Annotated in this window: 14 protein-coding genes and 2 pseudogenes; 8 read left to right on the top strand and 8 right to left on the bottom strand. The window is 42.4% G+C overall.

What is annotated here, in order from left to right; genetic code table 11:
* The coding region (locus IM509_RS20120; protein WP_287717333.1) for a zinc ribbon domain-containing protein at positions 1–292 on the top strand (292 nt) is incomplete at its 5' end.
* Positions 293–314: 22 nt separating this feature from the next.
* A pseudogene (locus tag IM509_RS20115) lies at positions 315–665 on the top strand (NAD-dependent epimerase/dehydratase family protein); the annotation flags it as partial.
* Positions 666–692: 27 nt separating this feature from the next.
* Here the strand turns inward: IM509_RS20115 and IM509_RS20110 are convergent.
* Positions 693–1,928: an RNA-guided endonuclease InsQ/TnpB family protein gene (locus IM509_RS20110; protein ID WP_052278096.1), complete on the bottom strand. Its 1,236-nt coding sequence runs from the start codon at positions 1,926–1,928 to the stop codon at positions 693–695.
* Positions 1,929–2,183: 255 nt separating this feature from the next.
* On the opposite strand from IM509_RS20110, the pseudogene IM509_RS20105 reads away from it, so the two are divergent.
* A pseudogene (locus IM509_RS20105) lies at positions 2,184–2,405 on the top strand (NAD-dependent epimerase/dehydratase family protein); the annotation flags it as partial.
* A gap of 121 nt (positions 2,406–2,526) precedes the next feature.
* On the opposite strand, the gene IM509_RS20100 reads toward IM509_RS20105, so the two are convergent.
* Complete coding sequence (locus IM509_RS20100; protein WP_008200026.1) at positions 2,527–2,739, bottom strand: DUF2839 domain-containing protein; 213 nt, start codon at positions 2,737–2,739, stop codon at positions 2,527–2,529.
* Positions 2,740–2,892: 153 nt separating this feature from the next.
* On the opposite strand from IM509_RS20100, the gene IM509_RS20095 reads away from it, so the two are divergent.
* Both IM509_RS20095 and IM509_RS20090 read left to right on the top strand, forming a co-directional pair.
* Positions 2,893–4,128, top strand: coding sequence for an LL-diaminopimelate aminotransferase (locus IM509_RS20095; protein ID WP_052278098.1), 1,236 nt, complete (start codon positions 2,893–2,895; stop codon positions 4,126–4,128).
* Positions 4,129–4,239: 111 nt separating this feature from the next.
* Positions 4,240–5,076, top strand: a complete 837-nt coding sequence (locus tag IM509_RS20090) for a metallophosphoesterase (protein ID WP_052278099.1) — start codon at positions 4,240–4,242, stop codon at positions 5,074–5,076.
* Positions 5,077–5,084: 8 nt separating this feature from the next.
* On the opposite strand, the gene IM509_RS20085 is transcribed toward IM509_RS20090, so the two are convergent.
* Complete coding sequence (locus IM509_RS20085; RefSeq protein ID WP_004161402.1) at positions 5,085–5,510, bottom strand: type II toxin-antitoxin system VapC family toxin; 426 nt, start codon at positions 5,508–5,510, stop codon at positions 5,085–5,087.
* The gene (locus IM509_RS20080; RefSeq protein ID WP_002769840.1) at positions 5,500–5,709 is read right to left on the bottom strand and encodes a hypothetical protein; all 210 of its coding nucleotides are present in this window, start codon (positions 5,707–5,709) and stop codon (positions 5,500–5,502) included. Before IM509_RS20080 ends, IM509_RS20085 begins: the two co-directional genes overlap by 11 nt.
* A gap of 246 nt (positions 5,710–5,955) precedes the next feature.
* Here IM509_RS20080 and IM509_RS20075 point away from each other — a divergent pair, with 246 nt between their 5' ends.
* The 3 genes from IM509_RS20075 (at position 5,956) to corA (ending at position 9,150) form a co-directional block, all read left to right on the top strand.
* Positions 5,956–6,249 carry a hypothetical protein gene (locus IM509_RS20075; RefSeq protein ID WP_002759475.1) on the top strand — a complete coding sequence of 98 codons (294 nt, stop codon included), beginning with the start codon at positions 5,956–5,958 and terminating at the stop codon, positions 6,247–6,249.
* Positions 6,250–6,502: 253 nt separating this feature from the next.
* On the top strand, positions 6,503–7,780 hold the full coding sequence (locus IM509_RS20070) for a recombinase family protein (protein ID WP_072925532.1): 1,278 nt from the start codon (positions 6,503–6,505) through the stop codon (positions 7,778–7,780).
* Positions 7,781–7,989: 209 nt separating this feature from the next.
* Positions 7,990–9,150 carry a magnesium/cobalt transporter CorA gene (gene corA / locus IM509_RS20065; RefSeq protein ID WP_052278100.1) on the top strand — a complete coding sequence of 387 codons (1,161 nt, stop codon included), beginning with the start codon at positions 7,990–7,992 and terminating at the stop codon, positions 9,148–9,150.
* Between the two features lie 59 nt (positions 9,151–9,209).
* Here the strand turns inward: corA and IM509_RS20060 are convergent, their stop codons facing one another.
* The 4 genes from IM509_RS20060 to IM509_RS20045 all read right to left on the bottom strand — a co-directional run bounded on the left by IM509_RS20060 (position 9,210) and on the right by IM509_RS20045 (position 10,943).
* A complete protein-coding gene (locus tag IM509_RS20060) occupies positions 9,210–9,386 on the bottom strand; it encodes a hypothetical protein (protein ID WP_167341568.1) in 177 nt (58 codons plus the stop codon).
* A gap of 333 nt (positions 9,387–9,719) precedes the next feature.
* Complete coding sequence (locus IM509_RS20055; protein ID WP_052278101.1) at positions 9,720–10,229, bottom strand: tetratricopeptide repeat protein; 510 nt, start codon at positions 10,227–10,229, stop codon at positions 9,720–9,722.
* A gap of 24 nt (positions 10,230–10,253) precedes the next feature.
* Positions 10,254–10,766 (bottom strand): hypothetical protein, encoded by a 513-nt coding sequence (locus tag IM509_RS20050; RefSeq protein WP_185237836.1) that lies wholly within the window; start codon positions 10,764–10,766, stop codon positions 10,254–10,256.
* A gap of 51 nt (positions 10,767–10,817) precedes the next feature.
* On the bottom strand, positions 10,818–10,943 hold the full coding sequence (locus tag IM509_RS20045; RefSeq protein ID WP_260324417.1) for a hypothetical protein: 126 nt from the start codon (positions 10,941–10,943) through the stop codon (positions 10,818–10,820).
* Between the last annotated feature and the right edge of the window lie 31 nt (positions 10,944–10,974).

The raw sequence follows: 10,974 nt of genomic DNA, 5'->3' as shown, positions 1-10,974 counted from the left end.
AAGACAACTTGATTATAAAACTCAGTTGTATGGTTCGGAATTAATCATAGCCGATAGGTGGTTTCCTAGCAGTAAAACCTGTTTTAATTGTGGGTACAAGAAAGAGTCTCTATCTTTAACTGAAAGAGTTTTTGAGTGTGAACAATGCCATGCAGTTTGCGGTCGAGACTTGAACGCTAGTCTGAATCTAGCTTCTTTGGCGGTGAGTTCCACCGTGTCAGTTTGTGGAGTAGATAGTGCCGACACTACTACAGTGAAGCAGGAAGTTAACGTCAAATTTGCTCATGAGTAGATTTGAGTAAGTTTAACAGAACGGAAAACACGAGACAGAAAACTATTTAAGCGAGATGGGTTTACCCTGGACTTCCATCCGTCCGGTTTATATCTACGGACCGGGCAACTATAATGACCTAGAAGCTTGGTTTTTTGACCGTTTGGTTCGTAATCGTCCTATTCCTATACCCGGTCATGGGGAACATTTTACCCAATTTGGTCACGTTGTCGATCTGGCCAAGGCCATGGCCGCAGTATTGGGTAATTCTCAGGCTATCGGTCAAGTGTATAATATTTCTGGCGATCGCTATGTAACTTTTAACGGTTTAGCGAAAGCTTGCGCGGCAGCCATGGGGAAAAATGCCGAGGAAATCGAGATTGTTAACTATAACCGCTCAACTAAACTTACTCAAACTTACTTAAAAGCTTGAAAGCTTAGTCATTCGTAGTGGGTCAAGCACTACAGGATTAAACGGCAAACCCTTTATTCCCTGGTCAATGACATCAGGAATTACTTTTCTAATGATGTTAAATGCTCCATTGACATCGGCATTTAACAACTGATTTGTTCCCATTTTATAAAGTCCCCTAGCTAACCTTTTTCCCTTAAATAATGGTTTTTCTTCACCATATTTAGGTAACTCATCCCTATCTAAAGCACTGGATTGTGAGGTATAGGATTCTTCAGTTATTATGACTTTTATTCCTTTTAATTGAGCTTTGTAGGTTAACATTTCTATTAATCTATTATGGGGAATATTGACAAATTGTTGATTATTCCTTTTTCCTAGATTAAGAGATTGTTTCATCCGCTCATTATGCCCAATTATTAATGTCCCTATTTGATGAATAATACACCAATCTATTACTTTTTTACTGGCTGTGTGTAGATAATTTTCTACTCGACAGTTTCGTTTATGGGTTAGGAGTATCAATCTCTTAGATGAGGGTTGATTATTTCTGGTTTTCAGTTGAGATTGTAAGCGGGAACGTTGTTTGTTGTAGAAGGTGTTAATTGCTTTTAACGGTCTGCCATTTACCAAAAGAGGTGCTACACCTGTTTGATTTGTAGTTACAGCCATTAAGTTATTAACTCCTAAATCTATCCCAGCTATCTCTTGTTTATCTGTGGTTTCCGACCGTCTTTCATAGACTATTTCAATTACATAACAGCTACTTTTGGGGACAATTCTCACTTCAATTATTTCTCTTAGGGAGGTGGTAATTTTTAAGTCGCTCATAGACAAGTGACAAATTCCTTCTTTTAGAGGTTTTTTATAAATTGATTCCTGAGAATATATTAGCAAGTTTCTTCCTTTGGTTTTGTCCTTATACTTAATAATTTTAGGTTTTCCTAAAAATTTTTCAGGGTGTTTTTTCCAAGCTCTAAAAGCGGCAAAATAACTAATCCAAGCCTGATCTAATCTTCTGATTATCTGCTTGCTCACTTTCGTGGGTAAAGCTAAATAATCTGAGGTTTTAGATACCAGATGATAGAGTTGATTAAAACTCAGTTTTTGGGAGTTTTCAAAGAAATATTGGCGATAATGGTAGTTAGCTAGATTGAACAAGTTTTTTGACAAAAAGGCATAATGGTCGATTTCTGACCAGAAGGGATGGTTTTGACTGATAATATGACGTTCAACTAGCTTCATGTCTTGATTATACCTGATAACCTTCTTAAAATCTATCGGTGGCCAAAGTTCAGCAATTCTCATTTTAAGGTTTCATGACATTAAAACCCCTGCACCTAGAGGGGTTAATAATTCTTAACGAATCTCTAGATCGCTGAAACAACGCAAAATCGTTTCAAAATGAGAATTGCTGGACAAAGTTACTTATTTTAGTTATCTAGCTACAGAAATGAGTAACTTTAAAAAGCTTTAGGTAGGTTTTTGGTTTCTGTGGTTAACCCCAAAAAATTTGACTTCGGCAAAAAGAAACCTTTCCCCCTGCGGGTTCAACATTTTTACGCTGATATCAATAAAGCTACCTGGGAGTTAAACTGGCAGCCTGAATATGATCTCGTCAGTGGTTTAACAGACTCCTTCCAGAATGATTATCTCGCTTCCGGTCGCGATCGGCAAGAAATAGACTGGGCGATCGATGACCAGATCTTGGCAAACCAATAAAATTAATTTTTTGGTGGGAGTGGGGAAGTGGGGAAGTGGGGAAGTGGGGGAATTTCAACTAAAACCCCAACACCCTAAAACCCTAAAACCCTAACCCCCAAACTGACGCAGCTTTAACCAGTTATTGGACATCCCACCAACCGAAGGCCGGCCCGACAAAACGAATAACTAGCCAAACCCCGGCTAAAACTCCTATACCAATCCAGGCACCCCTAGTGGTTAACTTGTAAGCTTGGGATGCTTGACTTTTGGTAATCGGTAGCCAAGGCAGGATATTTTCTTCCTGTCCATACTTATCACCCAGGGCCGATTGACGACGTTTTGATTCACCCATACTAATGTCAGTTATTAAGAGGTTTTTCTCTGATTGTATATCGAAAGACAACCGCCTACACCCAATCCTACTGCGTGCAGGGGGGCGATCGAAACTGACGGCTGATGACCGACTGTTATAAAATTAAAGGTTGCGACTGAAACGAGAATAATTATGGCAACCATTAACAGTAATTACTTAAAACTAAAAGCGGGTTATCTTTTCCCGGAAATTGCCCGACGAGTCCAAGCTTTTGCGGCAGCCAATCCCGATGCTAACATTATCCGTCTGGGGATTGGCGATGTCACCGAACCTTTGCCCCAAGCTTGTCGCGAGGCCATGATCAAAGCAGTGGAGGAAATGGGCGATCGCTCTAGCTTTAAGGGTTACGGGCCCGAACAGGGTTATGCTTGGTTAAGGGAGAAAATCGCCGTCCATGATTTTCAGGCTCGCGGCTGTGATATAAATGCCGATGAAATCTTTATTTCCGACGGTTCTAAGTGTGATACGGGCAATATTCTCGATATTTTTGGAGATAATAACTCGATCGCTGTTACTGACCCAGTATATCCCGTTTACGTCGATACTAACGTTATGGCTGGACACACGGGAGAGGTCAACGAACGCGGCGAATACGAGGGCTTGATTTATCTGCCAATTACCGCCGAAAATAACTTTACTGCCCAGATTCCGACGGAAAAAGTCGATTTAATCTATCTCTGTTTTCCCAATAATCCCACCGGGGCCACGGCTACCAAAGAACACTTGACAGCTTGGGTTAATTATGCTAGGGCAAATGGATCGATTATCTTTTTTGATGCAGCCTACGAGGCCTTTATCACCGATGCCAGTTTACCCCACTCCATCTATGAAATCGAGGGGGCGCGGCAATGTGCGATCGAATTTCGCTCTTTTTCTAAAAATGCCGGTTTTACCGGGACCCGTTGCGCTTTAACCGTGGTTCCCCAAAGTCTGATGGCCAAAGCGGCCGACGGCAGCGATGTGCAACTCTGGAAACTGTGGAATCGTCGGCAATCGACCAAATTTAACGGCGTTTCCTACATTGTCCAACGGGGGGCCGAGGCGGTTTATTCCCCAGAAGGACAAGCACAAGTACAAGAACTTGTCAAGTTTTATTTACAAAATGCAACAATTATCCGAGAAAAATTAACCGCTGCTGGTTTAGAAGTCCATGGCGGCGTAAATGCGCCCTACGTTTGGGTAAAAACGCCCCAGGGTCTATCGAGTTGGGATTTCTTCGATAAACTGCTACATACCTGTAATGTGGTGGGAACCCCTGGATCCGGCTTTGGGGCCGCCGGAGAGGGTTATTTCCGGCTGTCGGCTTTTAATAGTCGTGCCAACGTCGAGGCCGCTATGGAGAGAATTATCGATAAATTTCAAGGCTAATGGTCAAAAGAGGGATGTTTGCGGAAGCATCCCCCAACAACCCCATCGGGAATTGATAGACTGTTGACACACCCAATTTTTCGGTAACTACTCACCGACAACGGCTCACCGATGCGACCCTTTTGGTTAGAATCCTTACAGGTAGAAAGATTAACGATCGCAATTGCTGGCCTACCAGCACATCTGCAAGGGATCAAGTTGGTGCAGTGGTCAGATCTGCACTGCGATGAACAGCATTTGCCTGTAGCTGTCCTGCAAGAAGCGATCGCCATTACTAATCAGGAAAAACCCGATCTCATCTTCCTGACGGGGGATTTTATTACCGATAGTCCCCAGCCAATTTTTACCCTGGTAGATAGCATAAAAGCTCTCGAAAGTCAAGGGGGTATTTATGCTTGTTTAGGAAATCATGACAGTTATCTTCCCCACGCCAGGGAAACGGTGAGATCAGCCTTAACTAGCGTGGGAATTCGGGTACTCTGGAATGAAATCGCCACACCCTACGGCGAAAATTTTCCCATCGTCGGATTGGCCGATTATTGGTCCGGGGAATTTTTCCCGCAAATCCTCGAGCAAATTTCCCCCGATATACCCAGACTCGTTCTTTCCCACAATCCCGATACAGCCATGATTTTAAAGGATTGGCGCGTGGATTTGCAGTTATCCGGTCATACCCACGGAGGTCAAGTGACTATCCCCGGTATCGGTTCCCTACCGATAGTTTTAGGGAAACTTAGGCGATCGCTGCCCGAACCCTATGGTCAATGGGTTCCCCTTCACCGGCAGTTTAGCAGAGTAGTCCGATACTGGCAATGGTCCGAGGGATTTCATCGAGTCGGGGAAAATCAATTATATGTCAATCGAGGCTTAGGAACCTATTTTCCCGGTCGTCTTTTTTGTCCCCCCGAAGTGACGGTAATTACTTTGATCAACGGCAGTCAGTCTTGAATCAGTGATCAGTGATCAGTCGTCAGATTTGAGTTTTCAGTGAACAGTATTAAATAGAAGTTTCCTAATGTCTTTTCACTGTTTACTTTTTTACTGATCCCTAATACCCAATTATTTTCTATACATTGAGCAGCAATCCATAGATCATTCATGGGTATGGGTCGTCCTTTGCGCTTCAAAGCTAACCGAGTTTGAGCATAAACCGAGGCAGTTTCTTTCCCCAATGGTAAAACCGTACAGGCTTCTATAAAATCCAAATAACGAGGTAAATTTTGTAAGGGGCGCGTGGAATTTTCCGCACCAAATAGTAACTCTCCCACCACACCCATTGGTAAAATGATTTCTGGTAGTACCAGCACTCTTTTAGTAACCCCTACGTCTCCATTTAAAAAACGAATTGCTGCAGAAGTATCTAAGGCAATTTCACCACTCATTGACATCTACCTGACGACATTCTGTTTTAATGGCTTGTTGTAGTCCTTGTGCCTCTGAATCGCTTAAAATGCCTGAAAACTTGGCCAGAGGATGACTGTTGCCTGTTGCCTGAACTCGATGTAAAAAATTTAATACGGTTTCTATTAGATCATCAGGTGCTTGTTCGAGTTCTTGAATTAATTGTTGACGATGGTTCATAGACAGTCTTAACGAGTAATACAGTAAATGTGATGGCTACCTTGAATTCTCAATGACGTTCTCAAATTTTGGCGAACTTTTTCCCAGAAATAGATCTTAATTGACTCATCTGAATTTCGGAGATTATTCGATCGCCTAGTAATATTGTAGGCTGATAATCGTTGCCGTTGCCTCTGGATTGGTAATTCTGCCATCTTTCGGGAGTGATAGAATGCGAAGTATCCCCCGCAACAAGGAATTTAGTTTATGAGTCAATCGGGAGAAACCGTCACCTATTCCCTAGAAGCCATCCTGACGCGGATCGAGGGAAAGATCGATCGAATCGATGATCGCCTGACAAAACTAGAGGTAGGACAGGCAAAATTAATCGAGAAAGTCGAGGGAATGGATAAGCGGTTAGAAAGGCTAGAAAACGAACAATCGGGGCTAGTTAAGGATATATCCGATTTAAAAGGGGCGAAATCGCTGATTATCCCCGTAACCGTCGCGATTATTACCGCCATACTCACGGTTTTCCTTCGCTCTTTACCCTCTCCCTAGACGAATCGCGCCCGGCCTAGAAATTGCCAAGTCTAGCGGAACGATCGCCAGCTGGCGGGGGTTAGGGAGATGGACAGAAATTCCTTTTCCATTCGCCCGCAGGTAAGCTGTTGACTATCTAAATTACTGGTTAAGACTGTCTATGAGTGCCGGAGTTGGGAGCGGGGAGAGGTAGTTCGAGCATTTGTACTAAACTTTTCAAGACGCGGTTTCAAGGCAGTACAGCTTATCTATACCAGGATTTCGGCAAAACATGAAAATTATCGCCTACACCTATACCAATCCCCTGCTTGATAGTCCCCCCGATAACTCGATTTCGACCTATTCTCCCGAACAAGTGTATCAGGATTTTGGCGATCGCTCACAACGGCAGCAACTGCTCCGCGATTGTCAAGGAACTCCCCCCCGACTGCTGATCCTACGTCGCCTAGCAGAATTGGGAGACAATGGCACAGAAGTTAGCAAAATTTTACAATCCTTAGAAGCCCTCGACATAGATATAATTGCCCTAGAAGACCCAGATTATAAGCTGAATTTTGCCAAGATTCTGCAAGAAATATCAAAAAACGAACTAAGTAATCGTTTAAAAGCAGGTCACGCTCACAATCGTCTGCAAGCTTTGCCTCCCCCCGGAAAAGCACCCTACGGTTATCGTCGTGGCAAGGAGCGTTATATACTCGATCGCAGTACCGCACCGGTAGTCAAAGACTTTTTTGATCGCTTTTTGATTTCCGCTTCCCTGCGTTCCACGGTGCGCTATCTAGAAAAACGCTACGGCAAAAAGATATCGGTAGCTACTGCCCATAAATGGCTAACTAATCCCGTTTATCGCGGTGATTTGTGCTATCTCGGTCAAGATATTATCCCCGATACCCACACCCCGATTATCTCCCGGGAAGAAGCAGCCCAGATCGATCGCATCCTGAGAAATAATCGCAAATTACCCCCCCGCAGTGCCAGCGCCCCGCGTTCCTTAGCGGGTTTAGTCGTCTGTAATCAATGTCAATCGGGGATGACGATTACCAAAGTGACAGCGCGAGGAAAAGGCACAGAATACCTCTATTTGCGACCTTTGCAATGTCCCCGGACAAAAAAATGTTCGGCGATCGCTTATGAAAAAATTCTTCGTAGCACAATCGAGCGCATTTGTCAAGACCTACCAGCGACGATCGCTCAGATATCTTTACCTGATTTAGAGACGATCAAACGGGGAATGAGCGAGGAAATAGGGCAAAAAAACGATATTTTGTCGCAATTGCCCTCCCTAGAAGCGGCGGGAATTTTAGATCAAGAAACGGCTAATCTCAGGGCCTATAAACTTAAAAACGAGATCGCACAGATTCAAGGACGTTTAGACCAATTACCCCCCGATAACCTGACTATTATCGCTCGTGCCGTTGCTTTTCCGCAATTTTGGCGAGATTTATCGGAAATCGAGCGTCGTTTTTATTTTCGCGAGTTTATCCGTCGCATCGAAATCGAGAGAGAAACGGCTAATAATTGGCATTTACGTTTAATCTTCGTTTTTTAAGCAGGTGGGTATTAAAAACTTTCAGATCCCCCCACCTATCGGCACCCCCCTTATCAAGGGAGGCAGGGGGGAGCCAACCTAAAATCCATTTTTAATTTAATTATAACCAACTACTTAACAGTCTGGGACAATCTTAAAGTTAGCTAAAAATTGAGGAATTTTTGAGTGATCAATGCTAAGAAAAAGGCCAACAGCGATCGATCTCAACTATGAGCAATAACAAAAGATTAACTAGGTATAAAAAAGGGCGAAAATCCTCCCGGACAAAACCCCACCTTTACGATTATCACTATAACCAACCCGGGACGATGCCAGGGTTAATCACCATCGATGAAAATGCCGTTGCTACCGAGATATTTTTAATTAATTATAACCGTCAACAAGCGACTATAGTTAACAATCTCTTACCTCAAGACTGTCTTAAATATTTATCCAATGATTCCATCTCTTGGATCGATATCGTCGGTTTGGGTAATGAAGATAAACTGCAAGAGTTGGGGGAAATTTTTCATTTGCATCCCTTAACCCTTGAGGATATAGTCAGTATTCCCCAAAGACCAAAAGTGGAAGAATGCGAGAATTATATTTTAATTATAGTGCCAATGGCCATCCTGATCGATCATCAGGGTTTTTTGTTAGAACAAATCAGTTTAATAGTCGGGAAGAATTATGTTTTAACCGTGCAGGAAGAAGGACAATACGATTCTTTAGAGGGAGTTAGGGAAAGAATCCGTTTAAATAAAGGTTCCATCCGGCAGCAAAAATCGGGTTATTTAGCCTACGCAATTTGGGATGCTATTATTGACGGTTATTTTCCTGTTTTAGAGTCCTACGGAGAAAGAATCGAGGAGTTAGAAAACGAAATTTTAGCTAGTCCCACGGAGCAGACTTTATCAAAAATTTACCAACTACGTCAGGAATTACTCTCCCTGCGACGAGCAATTTGGCCGCAAAGGGATACCCTCAATGCTCTTTTACGGGATGAGTATATTGTCATCGATACAACGATTAAACCCTATCTAAGAGACTGTTATGACCATGTGGTACAAATCCTCGATGTTATCGAAAATTACCGGGAATTCGCCAATGGTTTAATGGATTTTTACCTTTCTTCCGTGAGTAATAAAATGAACGAGATTATGAAAACTTTAACGGTAATCTCGACTATTTTTATCCCTCTCACCTTCATTGTCGGTATTTATGGCATGAACTTTAATACTGATAAATCTCCCTATAATATGCCCGAATTAGAATGGTATTGGGGCTATGTGTTCGTCTGGGTGTTGATGCTAACCGTTGCTTTCAGTTTAATCATTTTCTTTTGGCGACGCGGCTGGTTTAAGAACCTATCGACAGCGAAGAAAAGATAAACTGTTAAGCAGATTAGACAGACTGGATTACCTTGCCGGCATCTAGCAAGAGAAAATGGCTATTGCAGAGAAATTAATAGTTTAGTGTCGGCGGTATTTTTTAACACTTTCAGTTGATGGCTTCTCATTTTGTCCAACCAACTATAGTGCTGGCTGTGACATTGATAGACGATATCGATGTCACCAATCTCTGACTTAACCTGAGCCAAGTAGTTTTCTAGTTCGCTAATTTTCATAACCAATCTCGCTTGCGCTGAAGGACATCAACCCCAAACCAAGAATTATCGCTAAAGGATAGGGGTGACTACAGTTACTATTATAGGCCGATCATAATTCCTAAAAAAGTTCTTATCTAACAAAGTTAGCTAATGTCAGGGTTAGATGATATTGGCGAAGTTTCTTTCTAGTCGTCTAGGGGGCAGCACCATCCCTAGGCAAACGGGCTAATTTACCGAAGAATGGCCGCAGTAATGCCCAAGCAATGCCGATAATCGGGCCAAGTCAAGAAATAAAAAATGCTCGATATTGTCTTTCCCTTCGCCCAGCTTCGATAATTAATTCTTTTTTCATTACTTTTTAGTCTCTGGGGGTGGCTGTTGAGAAGCTGCCGCAATCGCTTGATTTAAACGAGTTAATTCCTCCTTAAATTTTGGTTCTTGGGGATAGTCTTTGACTAATTTTTCTAGGAGACTTTTCGCCCCAGAAACGTCTTGAGTTTGTAATCTTGTTCCATAAAGAACTAGCATCACTTCCAGATTGTCGGGATATTTTTGATATAACTTTTCTAAAGGTTCTCTGGCTCCGATAAAATCTTTTAACTGTAAACGAGCTTGGGCTAGTCCTTGCAAAGCAGTGGGGTTATCTGGTTCACGTTCGAGAATTTTCTCGTAACCTTTGACCATTTCTTCTAATTTTTCGGGAGGAATAGTTGCCTCTTGCCCGGGTTGATTGCCTTGGGGGGAATTAGAATTATTATTTTTCAATAAACCTAAGGTTGGCACCACCATTAAAGCCAGAAATACTAAACCAGAGGAAACAATTAAGACTCGTTTGAGCGTATCGTTATTTTTTTGGGGCATACTTTTTAAAGATTAGAGATAAGATTAATTATTGGTGACTCGATGAAATTCGTGACCCCAAAGATTATAAGCCCAAATTCCCAAGCCAAAACTACCTAAGCAGAGGAGGGTGAGCATCAGGAAAACTTGCCACCTATTGTAACCTGCTTCCTGAAGTTCTAGACGACCAAGGATAGTGGCGGCTAAGAGGATTAAAACTCGACTAAATACCGCCCACTTGTGGAAGATAAAAACTACCGCCAAAGACCAGCCGAGAATTGATAATACAGCACTAATATCGTTTTTAAACCAACTGCGGAAAAATACCGGCATTAAGTGACTAAACAGAGTTAATCCTAGGGCAATTGAGAGGATAACCCCTACCGCTAGGATATAGATGATGATTTCTAGCCATTCGCTAGTGAGAGTCCAATTCATCTCATCACCGCGGGCAAGTAACCAATCACTCCATGATAAACGCTCATGGGCGATCGACCAGCCAAACACCCCATAGACCGATGGAATCAGAAAAGTAAGTAGTATAATACGCCAAAACATAATCAGTTATCAGTTATCAGTTATCAGTTATCAGTTTTGAGTTATTAGTTATCAGTTTTGAGTATTAAGGTTCTTCGTTACTTGGTATGGTTCGATAGGGGGGCATAAATCGACTAAATCCTTATCTGGCAAGAGACTTAATTGATTAGTTCGCTCTAGAGCAAAAACAATTGACAAAAATCGCTAAATGCCTTTCTATATAAGGGTT

The sequence above is a fragment of the Microcystis sp. M31BS1 genome, assembly GCF_020245285.1.
Taxonomy (GTDB): Bacteria; Cyanobacteriota; Cyanobacteriia; order Cyanobacteriales; family Microcystaceae; genus Microcystis; species Microcystis panniformis.
The sequence above is the reverse complement of the archived record's forward strand: the minus strand, read 5'-3'. Positions and strand labels throughout refer to the sequence as shown.

Coding starts and splice junctions, on each gene's coding strand:
- IM509_RS20085 (WP_004161402.1), bottom strand. CDS start 5,510: ATGAGTGGTGAAATTGCCTTAGATACTTCTGCAGCAATTCGTTTTTTA.
- IM509_RS20080 (WP_002769840.1), bottom strand. CDS start 5,709: ATGAACCATCGTCAACAATTAATTCAAGAACTCGAACAAGCACCTGAT.
- IM509_RS20090 (WP_052278099.1), top strand. CDS start 4,240: ATGCGACCCTTTTGGTTAGAATCCTTACAGGTAGAAAGATTAACGATC.
- IM509_RS20070 (WP_072925532.1), top strand. CDS start 6,503: ATGAAAATTATCGCCTACACCTATACCAATCCCCTGCTTGATAGTCCC.
- IM509_RS20095 (WP_052278098.1), top strand. CDS start 2,893: ATGGCAACCATTAACAGTAATTACTTAAAACTAAAAGCGGGTTATCTT.
- IM509_RS20060 (WP_167341568.1), bottom strand. CDS start 9,386: ATGAAAATTAGCGAACTAGAAAACTACTTGGCTCAGGTTAAGTCAGAG.
- IM509_RS20100 (WP_008200026.1), bottom strand. CDS start 2,739: ATGGGTGAATCAAAACGTCGTCAATCGGCCCTGGGTGATAAGTATGGA.
- corA (WP_052278100.1), top strand. CDS start 7,990: ATGAGCAATAACAAAAGATTAACTAGGTATAAAAAAGGGCGAAAATCC.
- IM509_RS20050 (WP_185237836.1), bottom strand. CDS start 10,766: ATGTTTTGGCGTATTATACTACTTACTTTTCTGATTCCATCGGTCTAT.
- IM509_RS20055 (WP_052278101.1), bottom strand. CDS start 10,229: ATGCCCCAAAAAAATAACGATACGCTCAAACGAGTCTTAATTGTTTCC.
- IM509_RS20075 (WP_002759475.1), top strand. CDS start 5,956: ATGAGTCAATCGGGAGAAACCGTCACCTATTCCCTAGAAGCCATCCTG.
- IM509_RS20110 (WP_052278096.1), bottom strand. CDS start 1,928: ATGAAGCTAGTTGAACGTCATATTATCAGTCAAAACCATCCCTTCTGG.